The organism is Bradyrhizobium sp. KZN70725 (genome assembly GCF_055264925.1).
Map to the genome: position 1 here is coordinate 44,482 of NZ_JBUYWT010000042.1, position 24,211 is coordinate 68,692.

Consider the following 24,211-nt stretch of genomic DNA (forward strand, 5'->3'; position numbering starts at 1 on the left):
CTAGTGTCCTCCCGCGCGCTGTGCGGCGATCGCGGCGGTGCGCTTGAGCAGCACGCCGGCGGTTTTGGTCCTGTAGGCGATGGTGCCGCGCTTGTCGTCGATCGGACGACAGGCGGCGCGGCATGCGGCAGCGGCGGCTTCGAGCGCGGCATCGTCGAGCTTCGAGCCGATCAGCGCCTGGGCGGCAGGCTCAACCAGCAGCGCGGTCGGTGCCACTGCACCGAGGCCGACGCGGGCCGCGGTACAGACGCGATCCTTCAAGGTCAGGCTGACGCCGATGCCGACCACCGCGATGTCCATCTCGGTGCGCGGGATCATCCGCAGGTACGCGTCACCCGAGCCTTTCGGCCGCGGCGGCAAGGTGAAGCTCACCAGGATCTCGCCCGGCTTGAGGTTGGTGCGGCCAGGTCCGGCCGGCACATCCTCAACCATCATGTCCCGCCGGCCGTTCGGACCCTGCACGGTGACGACGGCACCCGCCGCAATCATCGCCGGCACGCTGTCGCCGGCCGGTGAGCCGTTGCAGAGATTGCCGCCGGCGGAAGCGCGGCCTTGCACCTGCTTGGAGCCGATCAGGTTCACGGCCTCGAGCACGCCGGGCCATACCTTGCCAAAGCGCGCATGCTCGGCGAGTTCCATGCCGGAGACGGCGGCACCCACGCGGAAACCGCCATCGGCGGTTTCGCTGATTTCGGTCATCTCGCCGATCTTCTTGATGTCGACGATCAGTCCCGGCCGCACCAGGCCGGAGCGCATTTGCACCAATAAGTCGGTGCCCCCTGCCATAATGCGGGCGGCACTCCCGGCGGCAGCAAATGCGCCAATCGCTTCGTCAAGCGTGCGCGGTGCTACGTATCGGATATCGGTCATGACGGTTCTTTCGATCTCCCTCGACTGCTTGTTCCCTTAGGATTTGCGGGATGTGGCCTTATTGCTGGCTGGCAGACCGCGACCCTACACGGCGGATCGGGGTCCGAACAGCCTGCGAGGTGCGGCAGGAAGCGCAGGCTCCTATGCAGGATGCGGACTTGTGCGGTGCCGGCGGCGGCGCGCGGCCTTTGCTTTGGGGCGCGCTCGCGACCCGCCGCGACGAGGCCGCCAACCAGATCGGTCAGGCCTGACCGCGTTTGCCGGAGCCGATACCAAGCATCGAGAACATCCCGATGATGAGCAGCGCCGCCGGAATGCACCACCACAACACATAGCCGAACATGTATTCGAAGATCGTGCGCCGGTAAGGGGGAAGCGGATTGGGCAGCGCGCCGGCACGCTGCATCTGCTCGATCTTCTCCTGCGAGAGCTCGTGGTAAACGTTGAGCGGGCGGCCGTTGAGGTCTCTGCCGGAGCCCTTGACCATCAGGGCATAGTAGCCCGTCATCTTGTAGGGCAGGATGAAGGAGTGCGTGAGACTCACGTAGCCTAAAGCGAGGGCTTCGCCCTTGGGACCCTTCTCGGTCAGGTCCTGCAGCTGCTGGTAGCTGTATCGCGTGCCGAACTCCGCGGCGCGTACGTCCTGACCGGACACCGCCATGCCGACGAACACGAGAAGAACGAGCAGACCGCGGCGCATGGCGTCTTGCCTCTCAAAGGGGCGCGGCGGTTCGACCGCCGAACACTCATCAAACAAGCTACCGGAAAGGTGTCCAACCCCGGCTAACCCAGGCGATACAAGTGTCAGCAGCCGGTTAAGTCCTCCTCAACCTCGTCGGGACGTGCCGAGCGGCGAAGCCCGGAACCAACGCCTGCTCGGCGACGTGCTCAAGCAGTGAGCGCACACGGCTGCGCAACCTCGCAACCGGACCAAACGCGATGGCGCGGCTCTTGCTTGCTTTCAACATCGGATTGGTGAAGCATGCCGGCGCAATGACAGATCGGGAGACGGCGAATGGTCGAAGTTTCGCGCAGAACGCTCCTCAAGCTTGCGGCAGGCGTGCCGCCGGCCATCGCAGCGCCTGCCATCCTGTCATCACGCGCCTTTGCCGCGGGCAAGGGCAAGACCATCACCGCAGTGATGCATTCGGACCTGCGCATCATCGATCCCGGTTTCACCACCGCCTACATCACCCGCGACCATGGCTACATGGTCTACGACACGCTGCTCGGCATCGATTCAAGCTTCAAGGTCCGCCCGCAAATGGCGGAGTGGACGATCTCGGACGACAAGCTCACCTACACCTTCACGCTGCGCGCCGGCCTGAAATGGCATGACGGCGCGCCCGTCACCGCGGAGGACTGCATCGCCTCGCTGAAGCGCTGGACCGCCGTCGACGGCATGGCGCAGAAGCTGGCCGAATTCACCGCTTCCCTCGAGGCGAGCGGGCCGAAGACGATCGCGCTCAAGCTCAAGGAACCGTACGGCCTCGTGCTGGAGTCGCTGGCAAAGCCCTCCTCCTACGTCGCCTTCATGATGCCGAAGCGGCTCGCGGAGACGCCGCCGGGCAAGCAGATCGCCGAGCAGATCGGTTGCGGGCCGTTCAAGTTCGTGAGCGCCGAATTCCAGCCGGGCGTGAAGGCCGTCTATGAGCGCAACGCCGACTACGTGCCGCGCAAGGACAAGCCGGATTGGCTGTCGGGCGGCAAGGTCGCGAAGGTCGATCGCGTCGAATGGGTCACGATGCCCGACGCGCAGACCGCGATCAACGCGCTGCAATCCGGCGAGATCGACTTCCTGGAACAGCCGTCGGTCGACCTGCTGCCGGTGCTGGAGGCGAACTCCGACCTCACCGTGGCCGTGCTGAACAAGTTCGGCTTCCAGATCGAGGGCCGGATGAATTTCCTGCACCCGCCATTCGACAACGCCAAGGTCCGCCGCGCCGCATTCCTGGCGATGAACCAGAAGGACGTGCTCGACGCCACCGTCGGCAACGCGAAATATTACGAGATCTGCGGCTCCTATTTCGCCTGCGACACGCCGCTCGCCAGCGACGCCGGCGCCGAGACGCTGATCAAGGGCGACGGCATGGCCGAGGCGAAGAAGGCGCTCGCCGCCTCGGGCTATGACGGCACGCCCGTGGTGATCATGATCCCCGGCGACGTGCAGACGCTGAAAGGGCCGCCGACGGTCGCGGCGCAGCTGTTGCGCGCGGCCGGCTTCAACGTCGACGCGCAGGTGACGGACTGGCAGACCGTAGTGAGCCGCCGCGCCAGCCAGAAGCCGCCCAAGGAAGGCGGCTGGAACCTGTTCTTCACCTTCACTGGCGCGACCGAGGTGATGAACCCGATCGTCAACAACCAGATCGCCGCCAACGGCAAGCGGGCGTGGTTCGGCTGGCCCGAAGACGCCAAGCTCGAGCAGATGCGCGACGCCTATGCGCGCGCCACCTCCCCTGAAGAGCAGAAGAGGGTCGCGGTCGAGATTCAAAAGCAAGCCTACGAGCAGGTGATCTATATCCCGCTCGGCCAGTTCCGCTTGCCGAGCGCCTGGCGCAAATCGCTCACCGGCGTGCTGGAAGGCCCGGCGCCGCCGGTGTTCTGGAACGTCGACAAGACCGAATAAGCAATCGGCTTGTCCGCAGCCCCCCTTCGCCCCCAAGCGACCGCCGCAGCTGCGCGCGGCCAAAATATCGAAAACAACCCCATGCAAAGGAGCTGGCGGCTGCCGGCGTTCGCAAGGCAACTTGACACGTCGGGCAACTCAGGGATACATTTCCAATATTCCGAAATCGCGCAAACGCCTCTTGCATGTGCGTCGTCGTCTTATCCTCGTTCAACGCGCGCTCCCACACGCGAAAGGATAGCTCGTCCTATTCCAGTCCGTTTTCTCGAAGCAGCCTTGCAGTAGACATGCAGAAGAATAGCCACAAGGCGATCGAGATGAGACTACGATGCACCGACTTTGCTCCCGACTGGTATCAAAGTGACAGCCGTTATGCAGCAACTGTCGACAACGAACTCCGTTGTCGACTACAGGAGCTCGAAAGCAACTAGGAATTGAGTTTCCGTTCGCTTGGTGGGTAGTTCGATTGTCCAGCCAACCAACGCAGACGTGCCGAAGGCCAGCTCAGATGTCGGCTTCTGTCATCGTTCCTGACCTCCGGGCCATCGCGGAGATGTCCGGATACGAGAGTACAACTGATACCGGCCCCGAAGGCCCAGATGTCGCACTTTGACCCAAAGCCGACGTAGGGCAGTAAAGCACCGAAGTCGGCCCGAAGCGCTCATCACCCTTCCGGCACGCCAGCGAGGCGCCAGCCTTCACACAAGCGCTGCAGCCCGGCAAGGTAAATTGGATTGTCGCTTTGTTGAGCTGCGAGCAAGCGACGAATGGTGAAACCTGAGTTGAGCGCAAGTCCCGTTCTCGCAGCAGTTCGCGCCTCATCGAGCGCGCCGGTCAAGGCCAAGGCAGCGGCGAGCGATATATGAGCGAGATGAAAGTTACGGTTCGCCTCGGTGCTTCGTCGCAGCCAACTGACGGCTTCGACGTCTGAACCAAGCAGCAGCTTGGCCACGCCCGCAAAACACGCCCACTGGTAAGCGAAAACGTCGCGAGGAGAGAGCCGTAAAGCTTCGAGTATATGGCCTTCGGTCTCGGTAGCGCGACCTATGTAGGATTTGGCGAAACCAAGGGCAGCATGAGCGTGGACCAAATTCGGAGCCAGCGCCAACGCATGTTCGAACTCACGGATGCCTTGGGCGGCCCGGTTCGTAAAGGTCTGGACCCAACCCCGAGCCATGTGGGCTGAGGCACTGTTCGGCCTAATCGACAATACCTTGTTCATCATCGCCTCGGCCGCCGCAAGCCGCGCGGGCCCATCATCCGTCGTAAAGCTACCTCCAACTACCGTATCAACATTTGCCAGACCAATCATTGCTTCGACGTTGCCGGGATCGAACTCCAGCGAGCGTTCGAAGAAGCCCCGCGCTTGCGTCACGCATTCAAGGCTAATCCCCTTCATGAACCAGGCCCGGCCCTGGAAGTACAAGTCCATCGCATCGGGATGCAGCGTACGCTCGGCTCGTCGCGCCTCAGCCTCGATGAGCTGGGCACCTAATGCACCGGCGAGCCTCGACACGATTTCGTCCTGCATATCGAACAGGTCGACGACAGGCTTCTCGAAGCGATCGGCCCAAAGATGCTGGCCGCTCCTGGCATCGATCAGCTGAACATTCATCCGAAGTCGCTTGCCGCTGCGTTGCACTGAGCCTTCGAGCACGTAGCGAACATTCAATTCGCGGCCGACTTGGCGGACATCGACAGCTCTGCCCTTGTATGAGACGGCGCTGTTCTGTGCCATTACGAATGAACCACCGATGCGCGACAGGTCCGTGGTCAGACTCTCGGTTATACCGTCCGCGAAATAGTCCTGCTCACGATCACCGCTCAGGTTCGCGAAGGGTAGCACGACGATGGATAGGCGCGGCGGCGCTTCGCCGGTTCGCTCAATTGGGCCAATCGTCTCATTTGCGGGCCTCCGGTCTTCCTTCACTGCGCCAACGAAGCGGAAACCTTTGCGCGGCAATGTTTTGATCAAGTGCTGTTTCTCGCCCGTGTCGCCGATTGCGCTCCGGGCGGCGTTCAGGCGAGTCGTTAGCGCGGCATCCGAGACGACGCGACCGTTCCAAACGGCGCCGACGAGGTCGTCTTTGCTGACGACGCGCTCCCTGTTCCGGATCAGGTATTCAATCAGGTCGAATACTTGGGGTGCGACAACGACCTCTTCCGTTGCGCGCTGCAGTTCGCGCCTGTCGGTATCCAATGCGTAATCCTCAAAAAGAAAACGCAAGCTGCATTCCCTCTCGCGGCCACCTCTGAAACCCAAAGAATAAGCTGCCCGTAAGGGAAATGTAAGCCAACTGTTAAGCGCGCCAGGGGATGTGCCCGCAGTCGATGCGATTCGCAGTGCAGTTGAAATCCAACGTAGCATGGCTGAGCATAATCCTAATGGGCCACAGGATCGGCGTATCGAATTTCGTATAGGCATCCACGTTGGTGACATCATATTCGATGACAACGACATTTTCGGGGACGGTGTAAACATCGCCGCGCGATTGGAAGGTATTTGTGACCCTGGTGGAATTTGCGTATCAGCTGTCGTCTATGATCAGGTGGATCGCAAGATCGATGTCTCTTTTGCGTCGCGGGGTCTGCAAAAACTGAAAAATATTGAGCGACCGGTGGACATCGAGGCGGTCGACGCTAGTCGGAGCGTCCCCTCGGCCCAGCAGGTACAATATTGTAGATCAATTGACGGTGTGCGACTGGCTTACTCGCGAGTTGGGACCGGGCCGCCTTTGGTAAAAACCGCAAACTGGCTTAGCCATCTGGAGCTCGATTGGGAATTGCCAATTTACCGCCACATGCTGGTAGAGCTTGCGAGGCGAAACACTCTTGTTCGTTACGACGCACGAGGAAGCGGCTTGTCCGATTGGGACGTAAGTGAAATGTCGCTTGATGCTTGGGTGATTGATCTAAAAGCTGTTGTTGATGCGTCCGGGTTGGAACGTTTTCCACTCTTCGGCTATTCACAAGGCTGCGCAGTCAGTGTGGCTTTCGCAAACCGCTACCCAAGCCGGAGCGGCTCGCGGCCGATACCGCTTATGGATCGGCGCCGATGCTGAACTGGCTGGTAGAGAAGGACATCGCGCCACACATTCCGGTCATCGACAAGTCAAAGCGCGAGGATGGCACCTTCTCGCGCAACGACTTTCGATATGATCCGGCCGGCGACGTCTACCACTGCCCAGGCGGAAAGCGGCTCGGGACAAGCGGCACAGCACACGAGGGCAAGACGCTCTTGTACCGCGCAAGCAAGCTCGACTGCGATGTTTGCCCGCTCAAACCGCAGTGCTGCCCAAAGGAGCCCTCACGCAAGATCCCGCGCGACGTCCATGAGCGCGCCCGAGACGTTGCACGCTCCTTCGCTGGCACCGAGGCCTTTGAACAGTCGCGACGTGAGCGAAAGAAGATTGAGATGCGGTTCGCACACCTGAAGCGCATCCTGAGGCTCGGCCGACTGCGACTGCGTGGCCCACGAGGCGCCCAGGATGAGTTTGTTCTGGCCGCCATCGCTCAGAACCTACGGCGGCTCGCGAGCCTGGTCGCGCGGCCGCCACCGGCACACACGGTGTACACCGCGTAGAGTTGCGTAGAGAGCGTCAGGGCCGGCAAACCAAAGCCGGTCGTCCTTGGCGAGATGGCCGAACAATCCATCGCGAGCAGCCGACTTTTGCAACAAAATCGGCGCATAGCTGACGGTCTGCATGACGATCGCGAACGTCGGCTCTTCGAGGTGAACCGGAAGTCACCCGGCTCGGTCGCTATGGGCGGCTTTTGACCCAAAATGGGAATCAAAGCTCGAGCGCAGGTGAATCACCGAACGCAGCAGCACGCGCCGTGCCGGGTTGCTCGCGGCCGCGCGTTGCGGTCGGGCAACACTTTCTGGAAAAGCGTAGCGCCTACGGCTTCCGCCCATTGCGCATTTCCATTTTGATCCGAATGATCGATGCCGTCGCGTGCTGGGCGGTGCAACAGGGCTCGGATCGAGCCTTTGGAGGCTACGGGGTGATGAACCCGCGGCGAATTGCGACTCCGGAGTTGTGCGGGACGGTCGTTCTCGCAGGTTGGCTCTTTGCCTGGCTTGCCGGCTCTGCCGGCATCGGGAACAGCGGCGCAGTGTCCATCGAGGACCTCGCACCATCTCTCGCCGCCAACGCCGAACTGGCTGATACGCGACAGGCCACGGCAGTCGACAACGTCAGCAAAGTGAATGCTGAAGCAGCGATGGCTGCAGAATCCCTAACGGGGCCGGCGTCCGACACGATGGCCCCGCCGCAGGCAGGTGTCATGGGTAACGCTGTCGCCAACGCCGATGCGGCGATGGCGGTTGAATCGGTGCCGGCGACGCCCCCTGATGCGACAGCAACCTCGAGCGAGCCGAAGTCAATCGTCGTGGCTGCCTTGCCGGATTCGTCGCAGACGCTGCCGGTCGAAACATCGCCGGTGAAAGCGGCGACGGCGAGCCCGCCTCCAGTGTCTGGTGACACCGAGGAGGCCGCGAGACCCCTGGATATTTTCGAGGAGTGCCTCGTCGTCGATGTCTGCATCGACCGGTACCTGTGGGCGCTCTACCAGCGGACGCCGAAGCAAGACACCATCAGCGTACAAGAGCAGCGGAAAGTGACCGTCAAGAAGAAGCGCAAGACGGTGACTGTCACCAGGACGTTCACCAGGCGCGTCGATAACGATTTCACGTGGAAGGATCCGAAGGCGGCGGAGCGAATGGGCATGCCGATGATCGACTACGTGATTGGAGGGGTGGATCGGAGCTTCAAACTCAAGCTGTTTCACGCGCTCTACGCGGCGGAGCAGGCCGGGTTGGCGCCCGGCATCACCAGCGCGTTCCGCGATGACTACCGTCAATCGATCGCGAGCGGCCTGAAGGCGGCGTCCGACAAGTCATACCATGGCGGGAGCTTCCGCGGCGGCTATGGCCACGGGCTTGCCGTCGATGTCGTGAGCGTCAGAGGCGCGACGCGGGCGGAGCGTTGGGTCTCCACCGAGGCCCTTTGGAAATGGATCGATGCGCGTGGACCGGATTTTGGAATCGGGCGACCGTATCTCGATCGAGATCCACCGCATGTCGCGCCGATCGACGGCAAGGAATACGCCGCTCACCGCGGCGGGACGAAAGCTCAGCACGCGGAAGCGGATCGCAAGAAGCGCGATCGGGGCGCTGGGCGGGTCATGGCGAAACGATCAAAGACCGCAAAGGCGTCGAAGGGGAGAACGATCTGATCGGGTTCAGCTGCGCCTTCCAACACGACGCGGGCAACAATGCCTAGCAATCCCATCATCGTGCAAAAATACGGAGGCGTCTGTCTCGAAACACCGGCAAGAATCCGCGCGGCCGCGAGCAGTGTCGCCGATTTGCATGGCCGTGGTCATCGTGTCGTGGCGATCGTTTCAGCGATGGGCAAGACCACCGATGAACTCGTCAGGATGGCCTATCAGGTCAGCCCGCACCCCAATCGCCGCGAACTCGATATGCTCTTGACCACCGGCGAGCGCATCAGCATGTCTTTGATGAGCATGGCGCTGTCTGATCTCGGCGTGCCGGCGATCAGCTTTACCGGCAGTCAGGCCGGTGTCATGACCGACGGGTCCCATTCCTCCGCACGCATTCTGGACGTGCGGCCCATTCGCGTGCGCGAAGAACTCGATCGTGGACGCATCGTGGTTTTGGCGGGCTTTCAGGGCGTGAACCCGCTGACCAAGGAAATCACGACGCTTGGCCGAGGTGGCAGCGATACCACCGCGGTCGCCATGGCTGCGGCGCTCAAGGCGGAGTGCTGCGAGATCATCAAGGAGGTCGACGGAGTTTGCTCGGCTGACCCGCGCATCGTCGCGGACGCAAAACCCTTGCGTCAGCTGGATTTCGCATCCCTGTCCGAAATGTGCTTCTGGGGCGCCAAGGTCCTGCACTTTCGCAGTGTGGAGCTGGCCCACAGCCAAAACGTGCCTTTGGTCCTGAGAAAATGGGGCGGCACTCGACACAGCACGCAAGTGATGAAGGAGGTCGCAGGCATGGAGAACGGAAAAGTCCTGGCCGTCAACTCGATGGCTCGCATCGAGCATGTGGAGATCGACTCGGCGGACCTCAATCAAGGCTTTGAGAAGTTCGCGCAGCATCTCCAGCAAAATGGCTTGCCTTGGCCGCAGCTCCTCGCCTCGGCTTTCACCGCCGAAAAGACCCGCATCATGATGACTTGCGATTCTGAGACACTCGACGCGTTGCTGCGCACACTGGAACGGAGCAAAGACCTGCGCAAACCGCGCGAGACGCTGAGTTCGGTCAGCCTCACTTGCTTCGGCGGCATTTCCTCGGACCTGCCATACAAGGCGGTTCAGATTCTGCAACGTCACGGAATCATCGCCGACAAGTATGTTTTGTCATCGCATTCAGTAAGCTTCTTTGTTCCGGTGGAGAGCCGTGAGGCCGCGGTCATGGCCTTGCATTCGCTGATCTAGTTGAAATTTGGCAAGGGACGACGTTGCCCGGCCTCGCCATCAATACCAGCCGCGCCGACTATCGCGTGGTGAAGGAGTTCCGGATGATGCGCTTCACCGGCGAGCGATGGCAGCCTTTCGGGCCGGTCGTCGCCGACTAGAGCCTTCCCCGTTCCGATTGAATCGGAACGGGATTCCATATCCATGGTTCAAACGCGTTTTCTTAACGCGAACCGGTACCGGCTTCGCTCCGGAGCGCTCGAGGCCGGATCATCGGATTGATCGATCGGCCTTCTCTGAGGAAATCCGAACCACTTATCAATGCCCGAGCCGCGCCTCCGTGCCGGCCAGCAGCCGCTGAATGTTGGCACGATGGCGCACGATCACGTAGATGCCGCCTGCGATCACCAGCAAGCGATAGGGCAACGGTTGCTCCAGGCCGCAGACGAGGACGATCGCCGTCAATGCCGCCAGCATCGAGCCGAGGGAGACAATCCGAAAGACAGCCACCACAGCGCCAAAGGCCGCCGCAGCGCCGAGGCCGACCGGCCAGGACATCGCCAGCAACACGCCGAGCCCGGTCGCAGCGGATTTGCCGCCGGTGAAATTCAGCCAGATCGAACGGCCGTGCCCCAGCAACACGGCAAGCCCGGCCAGGCAGACAGCCCAGGACACGCACGTTTGCGGATCAAGCGCTGCCGGCGGCCTGACGGATGGCAAGGTGTACAACCAGGGATAAAACCAGCGGGCGAACAGGATTGCTGCTACGCCTTTCAGCACGTCGACAAGGAGCACCGCCAATGCGGGCCACCTCCCGAGGGTTCGCAATACGTTCGTTGCCCCGGTGGATTTGGAGCCATGCTGGCGGATATCGATGCCCCTCAGCAGCTTCCCCGCCAGATACCCCGTCGGCGTCGAACCGAGCAGATAGGCGATCGCCAGTCCAGCCACAGCCGCGATCCAGAAGATCATGCCAGTCACCTCGATGCCCGCGGCGGCGATCAATCCTAACGCGGATGCCACCAGCGTCCGCCGATCACGACGCCTTCGGATGCGATCTTGCGATCGCCGGTCAGGTGCTCGCCGACCACATCGACATAGTCGAACGTCCCCTGCCGGACCAAGAGCAGCGTGGCGTCGCCGACGCTGCCCGGCTTGAGGCTGCCGAGCTCGGGCCGCCGCAACGCCATCGCGGCATTGACGGTGGACGCCGCGATCACGTCCGGCAGCGGCATCCCCATGCAGAGGAATTTCGACATCGTCGTCACCTGGTCGAATGCCGGGCCGTCGATGCAGAGCTGATGGATGTCGGAGGAGATGGTGTCGGGATAGAAGCCGTTGGCGAGCATCGCGCGCGCCGTCCTGAAGGCGAACGAGCCCTTGCCATGGCCGATGTCGAACAGCACGCCGCGCTCGCGCGCCTCCAGGACGACCTTCTTCACCGTGCCCTGCGCGGTCGCGGGCGTGTTGGGGAACGGACGGAACGCATGGGTCAGCACGTCGCCCGGACGCAGGCGCGCGAGCACCTCCTCATAGCTCGGCGGCGGATGGTCGATATGCGCCATCAGGGGCATGCCGACCTGCTCGGCAACCTCGAGCGCGATCTCGAGCGGCACCAGCCCCGAGGTGCCCGAGGCGAACAGGCCGACCCGCACCTTGATGCCGACGATCAGGTCGCGGTTCTTGTCGGCGACGCGCGCCGCGTCGATTGGATTCATCAGCCGCAGCTCCTCGCTCTCGCCGACCATCACGCGATCCGAGAAGCCGAAGATGCCGGCGTGCGAGATGTGCAGATAGGCGAGGATACGGACCTGGCTCGGCTCGATCACATGCTTGCGGAAGCCGGCAAAGTTGCCGGGGCCGGCGCTGCCGGTATCGACCGAGGTGGTGACGCCGGAGTTGCGGCAAAACTCCTCCGCATCGATGCCGAGCGAGGTGCCGCCCCAATAGACATGAGTGTGCAGGTCGATGATGCCCGGTGAGACGATCAGCCCCGAGACGTCGCGGACCTCGGTGGCGGGATCGGCTTGCAACTCACGGCCGAGCGCAGCGACCTTGCCCGCGGCAAAGCCGACATCGGTCACGGCATCGAGTTTCTGCGACGGGTCGATCACCCGTCCGCCGCGCAGGATCAAATCGAAAGGCATCGTGTTCTCCGGATTCGGTCCGGCACGATGGTCGACTTCGCCGGCGCCCGCAAGCCGCTCAACCGACCCGGGCCTGCTCAGAAACCGGCGCGGTCGCTGTCGCGCGATCCGCGCCCTCGTCGGCGACCATGTCCGATCCCTTGTCCGCTTCGTTGGCCGACGCGACGATGGCCGCAATGGCGGGATTATGCGCCGCCTCCGAGGCAGCAATGGTCTCGCGGGCCCAGCGGTACGAGGATTCGAAGATTTCCTGATGGCGGTCGAAATCGGTGACGTCGATGCCGTCGGGCGTCGGGGGACGCATCACCATGTCGAGCGGCGTGGTCGGCAGCGTATCATAGCGCTGATGCGCAACGAGGCTTCGCCACAGCACGTTGACGGCGCTCGGCGCGGCCGGAAGCAATTTCTTGCGGAACGGCGTCAGCAGCGACGCAAGCAGCTCAAGTCGCCCCGGCAGCGCGGCATAGTCGACGTCGAACATCTCGGTTGCCGGGTCGCCGAAATGGACCACCAGATTCGGTCCGCTCTTCATCTGGTGCATCTGCGCCAGCGGAACGTTGTCGACGAGGCATCCGTCGACCAGCATCGAGCCGTCCCTCGTATAGAACGGCGGCAGCAGACCGGGGATGGCGCTCGACGCCCGCACCGCGTGCCACAGCAGACCGGTGCGGATCAATTCGAGACTGTGCGTCGACAGATTGGTCGCGACCGCCGCGAACGGCCGCCAGCAGTCCTCGATCCGGCAATTGTGGCCGTACTGATCGGCGAGCGCGGCATCGAACGCCTTGTGGTCCAGCAAGGCGTAGCGCGGCCAGGTCGGGCGGCGGAAGCTGCGGCTGGAGACGAAGATCTCATGCGTGCCGCGCTCGAGATGCTCGGCGTCGTAGTTCTTGGCAAAGCCCGCCGCCATCGCCGAGCCGACGCTGGTGCCGACAAAGATGTCGAACATCGCGCCGCGCTCGCGAAACGCCTTGTAGACGCCGACATGCGCCGTGCCGAGGCTGCCGCCGCCGCCGGCGACAAATCCGACGGCGCGACCGCACAGGAAGCGAACCAGGCTGTCGATGTCGAGCTGGTCCTCGAGCGCGACGTGATGATGCATGAAGCAGGGCAGCCGCGCCAGCCACGCCGCGGTGCCGCTGACCTCGTGGCGCCTGACGTCATGAACCCGGACGAGGCGCCGCGTCGACGCCGGATGCACGGCGCAGGCGAAGCGTTCGATCTCCGTCAGATCGGGCGTCGGCGCATGGCCACGGCAGGCGAACACGACAAGGTCGGCCTGGCGGATGGTTTTCCGCGCCCACTCCGATGCGTCGGGACCACCGAAATAGGCCACCAGCGGCGCGTCGTACTCGATCCTGTTGAGCCAGTCGGCGACCTCGGATGCGTCGAGCGCGCGGCCCGGAAACATCGCCTGGACCCGCGCGAGGTCGACGATCTCGGCACCCGCAGCGGCAAGGCCTTCGCGCAACCTGTGCTCAAAGGCGGCAGGCACCGGTTCCCGTCCGCCCGGGATCAGCGCGACAGTGCGCGCCTTCGGCGACGCCCGGAGCGGCAACAGACGCGCGGTCTCGGTGGCAAACCGCCGCGCGAGCGCAGCCAGCAGCGCCTCGACGATCTCGGGCGTTTCCCGCGCCAGCGTCGTATAGGCGGCGCGCGTCAACACCAGCACGCTGGTGTCGCGGATCGCAATCACGTTGGCCGTGCGCGGGATATTGGCAAAGAACCCGATCTCGCCGACCAGTTCGCCGGCGCGAAGTTCCGCGATCGGTTCGGGATGACTGGTTCGGTACACCGCGAGCGCGCCATGCAGCACCAGGAACAGCGCGTCGGAGGCGCCGCCCTGCTCGACCAGCAGCTCGCCGCGCACGAGGTCGCGCCGGGTCATTGCGCCAAAGGCGATCAGCCGCTGCTCCGCGCTGAGGGTTCTGAACAGCGCGAAGTCCTCGGACACGTTTCCCCACGCAAACGTCGCGCTCGGCGGCACACGGTTCGAATGCATGATCCGATGTTAGCGCCGGGCCGTCGTCCCGGCGAGCGATATCAGGGCCCAATCGGCCGCACCCTGGACACAAATCCTTGGGAGCACTGCAGCAGGATTTGCAGCATCCGCGATCTGCTTCACCCGACCAATTCCGGCCACGGCACGATGGTCGACTTCACCGTCTTCATCGCCATTGCGTCGGCAACCGCGCGGGCGACGCCGTCTTCGGTGAACGGATAGATCGTCTGCATGTCGAGCCAGGGATATTTGTTGCGCGTGCGGTAGAGCATGTCGACGCCGAGCGGCAGGTCGTTGCCGGTAAAGCCCCAGGAGCCGAGCACGTTGAGATCCTTGGTGCAGATGCGGTGCCACGAGGTGTCGATCGAGCCGGCATCGGTGAACTGCCCCATCTCGACATAGGTGCCGCCGTCGCGCAGCATCTCGATGCCCTCGGGGCCGGCGGTCGGATGGCCCGAGCAGTCCATCACGAGGTCGGCGCCGAAACCGCCGACGATGTCACGCACCGCCTCGATGCGCTGCTCCGGCGTCTTGAGCTGCTCGATATCGACGGTCGCCTCGGCGCCGAACTTGCGCGCCAGCGCAAGGCGCGGCGCCTCCGGCGCGCCGACGCAGATCACGCGCCCCGCGCCCATTTCCTGCGCAGCGGCGACCGCGAGGATGCCGATCGGCCCGGAGCCCTGGATCACCACGGTGTCGCCCCAGCTGAAGCCGCCGGCGCGGGTGGCGCGGTTGAAGGCGCGGATGCAGGAGGTCAGAGGCTCGGAGAGCGCGCCGAGCCGCAGCGACATGTCGTCGGGCAATTTGTAGATCTTGGTGCCGGGCAGCATGTCGAGATCGACATAGACATATTCAGCCCAGCCGCCCCACATGTGCGGCGCCTTGTCGAAACCGAGATAGCGGCCGTAATAGACCGGCGTCAGGCATTTGTTGGCGCTCTCGGGATAATGGATGCAGTAGTAGCAGCGGCCGCACGGCATCAAAGGCGGGATCATCACCTTCGATCCCACCTGCAGCGGCTTGCTCATGAAATCCTCGGTGAACTCCGCGCCGCATTCCACGATCACGCCGCCGAGCTCATGGCCGAGCGTGAACGGCCACGGCAACGGCTTCGGCCAATGTCCCTTCAGGATGTGCAGATCGGTTCCGCAAACGCCACAGGCACCCACCTTGATCAAGGCCGCCTTTTTGCCGATTTCCGGCCATGGCACTGTCCGGATTACCGGCTTGGCTCCAGGTCCATCATGCGTGCAGACGCGGATCTGCTCCATCGGTTCGCTCTCCCTGTCCTTGTCGTTGGGCCGGGTTCGGCCGAGCCGAGTTTAAGTCAGGACGATTGGGATGTCATGAAGGCCTGTCATGAAGGCCTTGATGACAGACCTTGGCGGAACGAGGCGCTTCTCGTCCTGGCGGAGTATTTCCGCAAGGAGGCATCGATTGTGAAAGCAGCCGAGGGCGAATTGGCTGGTAGCATTGCGGGGAATGACACCATGAATCCTGGTATCGAAGGTATCGTCGGCATGTACGTCAAGTTGGGCGAACTGGACACGCTGCAACGGATGAAGGAGCATCGACAGGGCTTGCTGGACCAATGCGTCGATACGGCGAATTTCAGCTTCGATGTGACGAGATCGATCTACAGGAGCGACCTCGAGGTGATCGAGGCCGGCATCGAGAGTCTGTATGGCGAGATCACCGGCCATGTCGACGTCGTCAACGAAAAAAGGATTTCCGGCTGGGCGCTGTACAACCAACACCCCGACAAGAGGGTCGCGATCGATATCTACTTCAACGGCAATCTCGTTGGCGAAGTCGTCGCCGATCAGTTCCGCAACGATCTTCTCAAGCTCAACAAGGGCGATGGACACCATGCCTTCGTCTTCGTGCCGCCAAGCGAATCCTATCAGCCGCCGCTGCAGATTGAGGTCCGCGCGGCGAAACGAAAGATGCTGAAAGCCGTGGCTGTTGAACCACCAGCGGCGGCAGTCGAACCGGAAACGGCTGTCGAACCGGAAATGGACGCCGAGGCCAAATAACCTCACCGCGCCGCTTCCGCGTGCCGCCACCCGGCTGAAGCCGCCGCAGACGCCAATATGGGCTGCGACATGACGGACGTGCGCGGCCGATTGACAGCGACGATCGCTTCACCGCAACCTGCGATGCAACCTCAGGTGACGGAATGAAGCCGCAACCCGGCTCGGAGCGAATCTTCGTGGACGCCAGCACCGATCCGCTGGACGGGCGCGTGCGATGGGCGCCGGCGAAGTCGCTGTGGCTTGGCGGCATGACCGCGGTCGCGATCGTCCTCGGGCCGCTGCTGTTCACGTGGAGCGCGTTCGCATTATTCATCGTCACCAGCGCGATCACGCTGTGCTTCGGGCATTCGGTCGGCATGCACCGCCGCCTGATCCATGCGAGCTTCGACTGTCCGCTGTGGCTGGAGAGGCTCTGCGTCTATCTCGGCACGCTGGTCGGGATGGCCGGCCCCTACGGCATGGTGCGGCTGCACGATATCCGCGACTGGGCGCAGCGCCAGACGGCGTGCCACGACTACTCCTGCCACCCCGCCGGTTTCTGGCGCGACGCGTGGTGGCAACTGCACTGTGCGCTGGTGCTGAAACACCCGCCCGAATGCCGGCTCGAACGGCGGCTCGCCGATGACCGTTTCTACGCCTTCGTCGAGCGGACCTGGATGTGGCAGCAATTGCCCTGGGCGATCCTGTTCCTCGCGATCGGCTCGTGGAGCTGGCTGGTCTGGGGCATCTGCGTCCGCGTCGCCGTCTGCGTCACCGGTCACTGGCTGATCGGTCATTACTCGCATCGCAAGGGCGGACAGACCTGGATCATCGAAGGCGTCGCGGCCCAGGGCTACAATGTCGGCATCGCGGGCCTGATCAGCATGGGCGAAAGCTGGCACAACAATCACCACGCCTATCCCGGCTCCGCGAAGCTCGGGCTGCTGCCGGGTCAGATCGACCTCGGCTGGTGGTTGATCAAGGCATTCGAAGCCGCAGGACTCGCGAGCAACATCAAGACGCCGGACGATCTTGCGCCCCGCCCGGGCGCGCGCCGCGTCGACGAACCAGGCAACGCCGATGCAGTCGCGCCGCGACATCGCGGCAGTGCATTGTTCCAGTAATCCGCAGCCGCGCATCTTCCGTTGCGGATCGAACGCCACGCAGCTATATACGCCGCGTCGGAAAAGGCAGACTTGGTTTGGTAAGCCCAAGTCCTTTCGGATCGAAGTCCTTTCTGGAACGAAAGACCTTTCGAAAACGAAAGCTCTGGTCTCCTGCCTCGTGCATGAGATCCCCACGACGAACACCGGACGCAGTCCAGGCGCCCAATGTTCGTCCGTGTGGTTCTCAACCCGACGAACCGCTCCGGTCGAACACCGACAAAGGAGCAGTTCATGCACGCCAGCCGCCCCCTTCCCCATGATGTCGTGATTGCCGGCGCCGGCCCGGTCGGCTTGATGCTCGCCTGCGAGCTGCGGCTCGCAGGGTGCTCGGTGCTGGTGCTGGAGCAGGCCGCCGACCCGCATTCGCCGCTGAAACGGCTCCCCTTCGGGATGCGCGGCCTTTCGGCGCCCAGCATCGAGGCGTTCTATCGTCGCGGGATGCTGGATGACATCGCGGCACGACAGCACGCAAAGGATGGCTCGGGCAGCAGCGCATCGAATGGCGCGCATTGGATGCAACAGCCGCGCCGCCCGGCCGGCCATTTTGCCGGCATCCAGTTCTTTCACGCTGATGTCGACACGTCGAAATGGCTGTTTCGTCTGCCGAGCCCGGCAGGCACCAGCATGGCGGTCGAGATGGAGGCGCTCGAATCCGCCCTCGCCGCGCGCGCAACCGCGATGGGGGTTGAGATCAGGCGCGGCACAGGCGTCGAGGCGTTCGAACAATCGGATGATGGCGTGATCGTTCGCGACGGTGCCGAGACGTTCCACGGACGCTGGCTGGTCGGCTGTGACGGCGGCCGCAGCATGGTGCGCAAGGCCGGCGGCTTTGAATTCGTCGGCACCGATCCCGAGTTCACCGGCTATTCGGTCGAGGTCGATATATCAGATGCGGACAAGCTCCGCACCGGCCGTCACTACACGCCGACGGGCATGTATACCTACGCACGGCCCGGCACGATCGCGATGGTGGAGTTCGACGGCGGCGCCTTCCACCGAACCCGGCCGATCACGCGCGAGCACGTGCAGGCGGTGCTGCGCCGCGTCTCCGGCACAGACATCACGTTGACGGCGGTCCGGCTTGCCACCACCTGGACCGATCGCGCCTGTCAGGCGACGGATTACCGCAAGGGCCGCGTGCTGCTCGCGGGCGATGCCGCGCATATTCATTCTCCGCTCGGCGGCCAGGGGCTCAATCTCGGGCTTGGCGACGCGATGAACCTCGGCTGGAAGCTCGCGGCCACGATCCGCGGCGACGCACCGGTGGACCTGCTCGACAGCTACTCGCGTGAGCGGCATCCGGTGGGCGCGCAGGTGCTGGACTGGTCGCGCGCCCAGGTCGCGCTGATGCGGCCAAGCCGCAGTTCGCGCGCGCTCGAAGCCATCATCCGCGACCTGATCGCGACATCAGACGGCGCGACCTACTTTGCCGAGCGCGTGTGGGGCGTTTCGCTGCGCTATGATCTTGGCGGCAACCATCCGCTGGCGGGCCGCAGCGCGCCCGACTTCGAGCTCGCCCGCGGCACGAAGCTCGGCGAACTGCTCAGGAACGGGCGCGGCCTGCTGCTGGACTTTGATCGGCGCGCGCCCCTGCGAGCGCTTGCCGATCGCTGGCATGGGCGGATCGGCTATGTCGCAAGCGACGCGCGGGATCGGCTGGGCCTTAATGCCGTGCTCGTACGCCCCGACGGCTTCGTCGCATGGGCCGCCGACACCGCCCCCCACGTCGATGAAGCCGCTCAGGTCATGTCGCGGTGGTTCGGCGAACCTGATGTGCGGCCCTGCCCCTTCCACTCACACTTCTCTTGCACCGTGTGCGAGTTCCCTGCCTCAACCGTAACGCCCCGTTAACCCTATCAGCCTTAGGGTCGTCGGGGCTCCGAATGGACGGTGGCCGGGTTTGTCGTGATGTCGTTTGCACAGAAGAAAACTACCGTCGTCCCCGTAGCCGAGGAGCGGCGGCGCTTCCAGCGCGTCAAGGTGCACCTGCTCGGCCGCTACATGCTGCCCGACCGGCGCGAGTTTCCCTGCCAGATTATCAACATGTCGCCGGGCGGCCTCGCTTTGCTGGCGCCGGGCATCGGCAATGTCGGCGACCGTGTGATCGCCTATCTCGACCATATCGGCCGGGTCGAGGGACGCATCACCCGCATCATCGACAACGGCTTTGCGATGACGATCGGCGCCACCGCACGCAAGCGCGACAAGCTCGCCGCACAGCTGACCTGGCTCGCCAACCGCGACATCCTCAATCTGCCCGAGGATCGCCGCCACGACCGTATCGTGCCGCGCAACCCGATCGCCCTGCTGACCCAGGAAGACGGCACGCGGATGACCTGCCGCATCATCGACCTTTCCTTGTCCGGTGCTGCGATTGCTGCCGAGAACCGCCCGCCGCTGAAATCGCTCGTGATGCTCGGGCGGGTACAGTCCCGCGTGGTGCGAAATCTCGAGGAAGGCTTCGCGCTCGAGTTCGTCCACGAGCAATCGGCGGAAACGCTCGAAGAGAGCGTTACCGCGAGGTAAAGCGAAAAACCGCTCAAGACCCCTTTTTTTGCCCGCGAAGGCGGCCACCGGTGCACCGGTGGCCGCCTTCGGCGCATTTGGCCCGGTGAAAATCGGCGGTTAACGGCCGCAGCGTTTGGCGCAACAAACCGCGCTGGCGCAGCGCGCGCGGCGTTAATGCATAAAATTTGAATCAATTGCAGTTGTTTCAAATTTTACGCGAATTCGATTCAAGTACAGTTCGAATTCGCCGCAGGTTTTACCAGTATTCGCGTCAAATCTACTTTGCGTACTTAGCGGCGGCGCAAAAGCTTTGTGCGAAACGTGGTCCCAACAAGAAGAACGGGGGCCACGATGTTTGGGTTCAGGGGACAGGGGAAAGGTTTGGCGGTTGCCGCCATTCTGTTTGCGACGTGCGTGTCGGCCAAGGCCGGCGACGTGGTCTACGCCAGCCTGGGCGACGTTGCGCGTTCGCCGATCGGCTGGGTCGAATTCTGTGCCGACAATCCGGGCGAATGCCGCGGCGGCGCGACGCAACCACGCGACATCGTGTTGTCGCAGACCGCTTGGCGGGACCTCGTACGGGTCAACAAGTGGGTCAACGAATCCATCAAGCCGATGACCGACATGGATCATTGGGGCGTGATCGAGAAATGGTCGTTGCCATCCGACGGTTACGGCGACTGCGAGGACTACGTGCTCCTGAAGCGCAAGATGCTGATGGACGCCGGCTGGCCCCGCGAGGCGCTGTTGATCACGGTGGTCCGCGACAAGAAGGGCGAAGGCCACGCGGTGCTGACGGTGAAGACCGACAAGGGCGAGTTCGTGCTCGATAACCAGAACGAGAGCATCGTCGCCTGGACCGACACTGGCTACCGCTTCGTCAAGCGGCAGTCGCAGGGCGATCCCAATGTGTGGGTCTCGCTCGGTGACAACCGCCCTGCAGTTGCAACGGCAAGCTCGCGCTGAGCAGAACAGGAAATTTCGAGTTCGCGATCCGGTCACATCCCCACCCCTCCCCGTCCCAGACCGGTTCGCGCGCGGCCACCCTTCCCCCAAAGGGTGGCCGCACCTTTTTTGAGCGGCGTCGATCGACGCCTGGTGTGCTGAATGCGAAGTTCGTGCGATTTCGCGGCAGCCACTTTCACGAAGTTTGCTAGTTCCTTATCGAATCCGAAGTTCGCTCCGAAGGTGCGGCAAATGATGCGAACTTCGGATTCGGGACACTAGAAGAACCGCTCGAGAAACGCCGCGGTCTCGTCTGAGATGCCGACGATCTTGTTGGTGGCCTGGCGATAGAATTTGAAATTCAGCTCGGTCTCGGGCCGGCCGTCGCCCCAATCCTTGAAGCGCTTGAGTTGCTCGCGCCCGAGCAACCGCGCCGCGGATGCGGTGCGTCTGACCGTGATGCTGACGCGCGGCGTCTGCCTGATGACGCCGACCTTGCGGGGTGTCGCGTCGGCCGACGCGACGATCGCGCGGGCGATCAGGCCGTTGCCGCCCTCGTTCTCGCTCGCGAACACGAACACGATGTCATCGGCCGCGATGTGCTTGCCGCCATACATGGTCTTCTGCGCGGTGAAGGTGAACACCTTCGCCCACGCATTTCGGATCTCGGTCTTGATCGCAAACGCCATCGCCTTCCTTCACCGGCTCGCTTTGCCATCCGCGTCGGCGGCTTGACATCCTAGCATCGGCGATATTGAATTCAATTCAATTCAGCAAATGGTGCCACGATGGACGCGGCGAGCCTGGGGACACGAGAACGGCTGCTCTCGGCAGCGCAGGCCGAGCTCATCGAGGGCCATGGGCACCTCGAGATGCAGGCCGTCGCAAGGCGGGCGCAGGTCTCGGTCGGGCTCGCCTACCATCACTTCGGATCGAAGGCCGGCCTGATCGCCGCCGTGGTCGAAGGCTTCTATGAACAACTTGATGCGGCGGCGTTCGGCGGTGCCAAGCTGTCCGCCACGGACTGGGCGGACCGGGAAAAGGAACGGATCGGCGCCTATGTCGCCTTTCACTATGACCACCCGTTTGCGCCCCTCGTGATCGGACCGCTCAGCCGCGCGCCCGAGGTGCTCGATGTCGAGACCGCCTTCACCGGCCGGCAGCTTGACGCCGGCGCCCGCATGATCGAAGCGGCCCAGCGCGACGGGATCGTGCCCGGCGGCATCGACCCTCACCTCACCATCGCGCTGATGATCGGCGGCATCCGCCAGGCGCTGATCGGCGCGCTCATGAACGAAAGACGGCCGGATCCGGCAAGGCTGACCGGCGACATCTGGGCCTTCATGGCCGCCGCGCTGGGCTTGCCTGCCAAACCCCTGTCCGCGCGGCCAAGGGCCACGCGGCGCAGCCGCAACTAAGCTTCAGCCAAAACCCGAACATCGATGGCCATCTTGTTCAATCCGCACGATTTTCACGCACCGCAATCGTCCTACAGCAAGCCGGATCTGCTGCGCTCGAGCGAAGGCGGCTATTTCGGCCCGGGCAATGCGCAGCTGCCGGCACCGCCGATGCTGATGATGGACCGCATTACCGAGATCAGCCTGGACGGCGGCGCGTTCGGCAAGGGCCACGTCGTCGGCGAACTCGAGATTGCGCCGGACCACTGGTTCTTCGCCTGTCACTTTGCCGCCGACCCCGTGATGCCCGGATGCCTCGGCCTCGACGCCATGTGGCAGATCATCGGCTTCTGGCTCGGCTGGTCGGGCTCGCCCGGCAAGGGCCGCGCGCTCGGGGTCGGCGAGGTCAAGTTCAGGGGGCACATCATGCCCGATGTCAGGCTGGTGCGCTATGAGGTCGACATACGCCAGGCCAGGCGCGGCCGGCTGGTGCTCGGCATCGCCGACGGCCGGGTGCTCGCCGACGGCGCTTGCGTCTATCTGGCGAAGGACATGCGGGTCGGCCTGATCGCGCCCAAGGGCTGAATTCGGGGAGCTTGAGTTCGGGTCGGCCAGAGGCCGATCATGCCTCGAGCAGGCCGGGCAGCACGGCCGAAAACTAACATATGATACAAATTTCGCTGCTGCCGCAGGGGTCTACACACCCCCCGGTTTTGCCCGCGCCGGGGTTTGTGCTATTTCGAACCTTTCAATTGATGTCCGGTTGTTGGTCGCATGGTCGAACTTGCCCCCCGGAATTCACAAGCCAGCAGCCTCATTGGCGTGCAGCCGATCGCGATCGGCGCCGTGGCGCTGGTGCTCGTGCTGTTCGGGATCGGCTCGATCGCACTGTGGCGCGCCTACACCGGCAACGTGCCGGAGACCGACCGCATGGTGGCCGCGCGGCAGTTGCAGGCGCGGACCGCGCAGGTCTCCGAGGCCCTGGTGGAAAAGACCAAGGGCATGGAGGTGACCCAGCAGGAATCCATCGACCAGCTGCAGGAGGTGCAGGACCAGCTGCAGACCATGCGCAAGCAGTTCGCCTTGCAGGCGGCCGATGCCAAGAGGCTCTCCGACCAGGTCGCCGCGCTGACCGAACAGGTCGAGGGTTTGCGCCAGTCGCTGGCGAGCGCGCAGGCCAACGAGCCGGCCGCCGAGCCCGCGCCGCGCAAGCGCTCGAAGGCCACCCGTAGCGCCAACCGAAAGCGCCACAGGTCGCGCGGTTGACGCCCCCGCAGACCCCGCCCCACTCAGGTGACCAGCCATAAAAATGCGCCAAATCCCGAGCAAGATCATCATCTAACGGGGAACTTTCGCGCTCGAGGGTTGCCGGCGGCGGCCGATCATGAGTGCCCGTTACCGTGAATTAATCCTGACTTTGTGAACTGGTTCACATATCGGCCTTCGAATCCGAGTCATCTTCGAGTGACCGGATGGCGTGAGCCGATTTCAATATCCGGGGCTGGCAAGGTCGTTGACGGTATACTACGTCGACGGCCTTGTTTTTTGGGGTCCTTGAATCCCGCTCGGGACCGCCCGGCAGGAAAGCTCCGACTCGAAATCCCGAAGGCGGCCCTCGCCGCGCGAAAGATGCAGACCGCCTGAAGAAATACGGCGTGCTCGGCTGACAACTCTGGGTGCGCAGCGTCACCGCGGCCAAAGCCGCGGCGAACGGAATTGCCGCCCTATTCGGTGCGATCGCGCAAGACGCGACCACCTCGCAGTCGCAGCCGCGCAAGCTTCGGCTCGAGCTCGCGCAGCATGTAGATCAGCGCAACGGCAAGGCTCGCAACAACCACCATGAGCAGCAATGTCAGGTCAGGAATGGTCAGCATCTTGGATGTCCTCTGGGCCCGGCTTCAATCGCAGCCGGACCATTGGTTTTCGCGGCGCGCTCACGCACGGACTGCTGCAAGGCGGTGCAAGCTGCATACCAGTGTCCCGAATCCGAAGTTCGCATCATTTGCCGCACCTTCGGAGCGAACTTCGGATTCGATAAGGACACTAGCAAACTGATGATTCTAGTGTGCTTTATGAATGCGAAGT

21 protein-coding genes and 1 pseudogene are annotated in these 24,211 nt (G+C 63.4%); 13 read left to right on the forward strand and 9 right to left on the reverse strand.

Going from position 1 to position 24,211, the window contains the following annotated elements:
* Positions 1-861, reverse strand: a complete 861-nt coding sequence (locus ACZBJS_RS30545; RefSeq protein WP_316398068.1) for an FAD binding domain-containing protein — start codon at positions 859-861, stop codon at positions 1-3.
* 250 nt (positions 862-1,111) lie between these two features.
* On the reverse strand, positions 1,112-1,570 hold the full coding sequence (locus tag ACZBJS_RS30550) for a hypothetical protein (protein WP_168856752.1): 459 nt from the start codon (positions 1,568-1,570) through the stop codon (positions 1,112-1,114).
* Between the two features lie 315 nt (positions 1,571-1,885).
* On the opposite strand from ACZBJS_RS30550, the gene ACZBJS_RS30555 reads away from it, so the two are divergent.
* A complete protein-coding gene (locus tag ACZBJS_RS30555; protein WP_410469793.1) occupies positions 1,886-3,496 on the forward strand; it encodes an ABC transporter substrate-binding protein in 1,611 nt (536 codons plus the stop codon).
* A gap of 664 nt (positions 3,497-4,160) precedes the next feature.
* Here the strand turns inward: ACZBJS_RS30555 and ACZBJS_RS30560 are convergent.
* A complete protein-coding gene (locus tag ACZBJS_RS30560; RefSeq protein ID WP_316399135.1) occupies positions 4,161-5,723 on the reverse strand; it encodes a winged helix-turn-helix domain-containing protein in 1,563 nt (520 codons plus the stop codon).
* A gap of 91 nt (positions 5,724-5,814) precedes the next feature.
* Here ACZBJS_RS30560 and ACZBJS_RS30565 point away from each other — a divergent pair, with 91 nt between their 5' ends.
* From ACZBJS_RS30565 to ACZBJS_RS30580, 4 genes and pseudogenes are all read left to right on the forward strand, one after another.
* Complete coding sequence (locus ACZBJS_RS30565) at positions 5,815-6,558, forward strand: alpha/beta fold hydrolase (RefSeq protein WP_316399134.1); 744 nt, start codon at positions 5,815-5,817, stop codon at positions 6,556-6,558.
* A pseudogene (locus ACZBJS_RS30570) lies at positions 6,510-7,079 on the forward strand (transposase); the annotation flags it as partial. The gene ACZBJS_RS30565 and the pseudogene ACZBJS_RS30570, both read left to right, overlap by 49 nt.
* 356 nt (positions 7,080-7,435) lie before the next feature.
* On the forward strand, positions 7,436-8,734 hold the full coding sequence (locus ACZBJS_RS30575; RefSeq protein WP_463439657.1) for a peptidase M15: 1,299 nt from the start codon (positions 7,436-7,438) through the stop codon (positions 8,732-8,734).
* A 39-nt stretch (positions 8,735-8,773) separates the two neighbouring features.
* Entirely contained in the window at positions 8,774-9,967 is a 1,194-nt protein-coding gene (locus ACZBJS_RS30580) for an aspartate kinase (protein ID WP_316399132.1), read from the forward strand.
* 297 nt (positions 9,968-10,264) lie between these two features.
* Here ACZBJS_RS30580 and plsY read toward each other — a convergent pair whose 3' ends face one another.
* The 4 genes from plsY to ACZBJS_RS30600 form a co-directional block, all read right to left on the reverse strand.
* Positions 10,265-10,918, reverse strand: coding sequence for a glycerol-3-phosphate 1-O-acyltransferase PlsY (gene plsY, locus ACZBJS_RS30585; protein WP_316399131.1), 654 nt, complete (start codon positions 10,916-10,918; stop codon positions 10,265-10,267).
* Between the two features lie 35 nt (positions 10,919-10,953).
* The gene (locus ACZBJS_RS30590) at positions 10,954-12,093 is read right to left on the reverse strand and encodes an amidohydrolase/deacetylase family metallohydrolase (protein ID WP_316399130.1); all 1,140 of its coding nucleotides are present in this window, start codon (positions 12,091-12,093) and stop codon (positions 10,954-10,956) included.
* A gap of 58 nt (positions 12,094-12,151) precedes the next feature.
* Positions 12,152-14,047: a patatin-like phospholipase family protein gene (locus ACZBJS_RS30595; RefSeq protein WP_316399129.1), complete on the reverse strand. Its 1,896-nt coding sequence runs from the start codon at positions 14,045-14,047 to the stop codon at positions 12,152-12,154.
* A 167-nt stretch (positions 14,048-14,214) separates the two neighbouring features.
* Positions 14,215-15,366 (reverse strand): zinc-binding dehydrogenase, encoded by a 1,152-nt coding sequence (locus ACZBJS_RS30600; protein WP_316399128.1) that lies wholly within the window; start codon positions 15,364-15,366, stop codon positions 14,215-14,217.
* Between the two features lie 75 nt (positions 15,367-15,441).
* Here ACZBJS_RS30600 and ACZBJS_RS30605 point away from each other — a divergent pair, with 75 nt between their 5' ends.
* The 5 genes from ACZBJS_RS30605 (at position 15,442) to ACZBJS_RS30625 (ending at position 20,750) form a co-directional block, all read left to right on the forward strand.
* A complete protein-coding gene (locus ACZBJS_RS30605) occupies positions 15,442-16,131 on the forward strand; it encodes a hypothetical protein (RefSeq protein ID WP_316399127.1) in 690 nt (229 codons plus the stop codon).
* 143 nt (positions 16,132-16,274) lie between these two features.
* The gene (locus ACZBJS_RS30610; RefSeq protein WP_316399126.1) at positions 16,275-17,234 is read left to right on the forward strand and encodes an acyl-CoA desaturase; all 960 of its coding nucleotides are present in this window, start codon (positions 16,275-16,277) and stop codon (positions 17,232-17,234) included.
* 273 nt (positions 17,235-17,507) lie between these two features.
* Positions 17,508-19,127, forward strand: a complete 1,620-nt coding sequence (locus tag ACZBJS_RS30615; RefSeq protein WP_316399125.1) for an FAD-dependent monooxygenase — start codon at positions 17,508-17,510, stop codon at positions 19,125-19,127.
* Positions 19,128-19,184: 57 nt separating this feature from the next.
* Positions 19,185-19,802, forward strand: coding sequence for a PilZ domain-containing protein (locus tag ACZBJS_RS30620; protein ID WP_028342942.1), 618 nt, complete (start codon positions 19,185-19,187; stop codon positions 19,800-19,802).
* A 333-nt stretch (positions 19,803-20,135) separates the two neighbouring features.
* Complete coding sequence (locus tag ACZBJS_RS30625) at positions 20,136-20,750, forward strand: transglutaminase-like cysteine peptidase (protein ID WP_026192955.1); 615 nt, start codon at positions 20,136-20,138, stop codon at positions 20,748-20,750.
* 257 nt (positions 20,751-21,007) lie between these two features.
* Here ACZBJS_RS30625 and ACZBJS_RS30630 read toward each other — a convergent pair whose 3' ends face one another.
* Complete coding sequence (locus tag ACZBJS_RS30630; protein WP_316399124.1) at positions 21,008-21,418, reverse strand: hypothetical protein; 411 nt, start codon at positions 21,416-21,418, stop codon at positions 21,008-21,010.
* Positions 21,419-21,517: 99 nt separating this feature from the next.
* Here ACZBJS_RS30630 and ACZBJS_RS30635 point away from each other — a divergent pair, with 99 nt between their 5' ends.
* From ACZBJS_RS30635 to ACZBJS_RS30645, 3 genes are all read left to right on the forward strand, one after another.
* Positions 21,518-22,147, forward strand: coding sequence for a TetR/AcrR family transcriptional regulator (locus ACZBJS_RS30635; protein ID WP_316399123.1), 630 nt, complete (start codon positions 21,518-21,520; stop codon positions 22,145-22,147).
* A 33-nt stretch (positions 22,148-22,180) separates the two neighbouring features.
* Positions 22,181-22,711, forward strand: a complete 531-nt coding sequence (gene fabA, locus ACZBJS_RS30640; protein WP_316399136.1) for a bifunctional 3-hydroxydecanoyl-ACP dehydratase/trans-2-decenoyl-ACP isomerase — start codon at positions 22,181-22,183, stop codon at positions 22,709-22,711.
* 189 nt (positions 22,712-22,900) lie between these two features.
* On the forward strand, positions 22,901-23,392 hold the full coding sequence (locus ACZBJS_RS30645; RefSeq protein ID WP_141341160.1) for a hypothetical protein: 492 nt from the start codon (positions 22,901-22,903) through the stop codon (positions 23,390-23,392).
* A gap of 458 nt (positions 23,393-23,850) precedes the next feature.
* Here the strand turns inward: ACZBJS_RS30645 and ACZBJS_RS30650 are convergent, their stop codons facing one another.
* On the reverse strand, positions 23,851-24,000 hold the full coding sequence (locus tag ACZBJS_RS30650; RefSeq protein WP_156436402.1) for a hypothetical protein: 150 nt from the start codon (positions 23,998-24,000) through the stop codon (positions 23,851-23,853).
* Between the last annotated feature and the right edge of the window lie 211 nt (positions 24,001-24,211).

Coding starts and splice junctions, on each gene's coding strand:
- ACZBJS_RS30550 (WP_168856752.1), bottom strand. CDS start 1,570: ATGCGCCGCGGTCTGCTCGTTCTTCTCGTGTTCGTCGGCATGGCGGTG.
- ACZBJS_RS30555 (WP_410469793.1), top strand. CDS start 1,886: ATGGTCGAAGTTTCGCGCAGAACGCTCCTCAAGCTTGCGGCAGGCGTG.
- ACZBJS_RS30575 (WP_463439657.1), top strand. CDS start 7,436: ATGATCGATGCCGTCGCGTGCTGGGCGGTGCAACAGGGCTCGGATCGA.
- ACZBJS_RS30580 (WP_316399132.1), top strand. CDS start 8,774: ATGCCTAGCAATCCCATCATCGTGCAAAAATACGGAGGCGTCTGTCTC.
- plsY (WP_316399131.1), bottom strand. CDS start 10,918: ATGATCTTCTGGATCGCGGCTGTGGCTGGACTGGCGATCGCCTATCTG.
- ACZBJS_RS30590 (WP_316399130.1), bottom strand. CDS start 12,093: ATGCCTTTCGATTTGATCCTGCGCGGCGGACGGGTGATCGACCCGTCG.
- ACZBJS_RS30600 (WP_316399128.1), bottom strand. CDS start 15,366: ATGGAGCAGATCCGCGTCTGCACGCATGATGGACCTGGAGCCAAGCCG.
- ACZBJS_RS30605 (WP_316399127.1), top strand. CDS start 15,442: ATGAAGGCCTGTCATGAAGGCCTTGATGACAGACCTTGGCGGAACGAG.
- ACZBJS_RS30610 (WP_316399126.1), top strand. CDS start 16,275: ATGAAGCCGCAACCCGGCTCGGAGCGAATCTTCGTGGACGCCAGCACC.
- ACZBJS_RS30615 (WP_316399125.1), top strand. CDS start 17,508: ATGCACGCCAGCCGCCCCCTTCCCCATGATGTCGTGATTGCCGGCGCC.
- ACZBJS_RS30620 (WP_028342942.1), top strand. CDS start 19,185: ATGTCGTTTGCACAGAAGAAAACTACCGTCGTCCCCGTAGCCGAGGAG.
- ACZBJS_RS30625 (WP_026192955.1), top strand. CDS start 20,136: ATGTTTGGGTTCAGGGGACAGGGGAAAGGTTTGGCGGTTGCCGCCATT.
- ACZBJS_RS30630 (WP_316399124.1), bottom strand. CDS start 21,418: ATGGCGTTTGCGATCAAGACCGAGATCCGAAATGCGTGGGCGAAGGTG.
- ACZBJS_RS30635 (WP_316399123.1), top strand. CDS start 21,518: ATGGACGCGGCGAGCCTGGGGACACGAGAACGGCTGCTCTCGGCAGCG.
- ACZBJS_RS30645 (WP_141341160.1), top strand. CDS start 22,901: ATGGTCGAACTTGCCCCCCGGAATTCACAAGCCAGCAGCCTCATTGGC.
- ACZBJS_RS30650 (WP_156436402.1), bottom strand. CDS start 24,000: ATGCTGACCATTCCTGACCTGACATTGCTGCTCATGGTGGTTGTTGCG.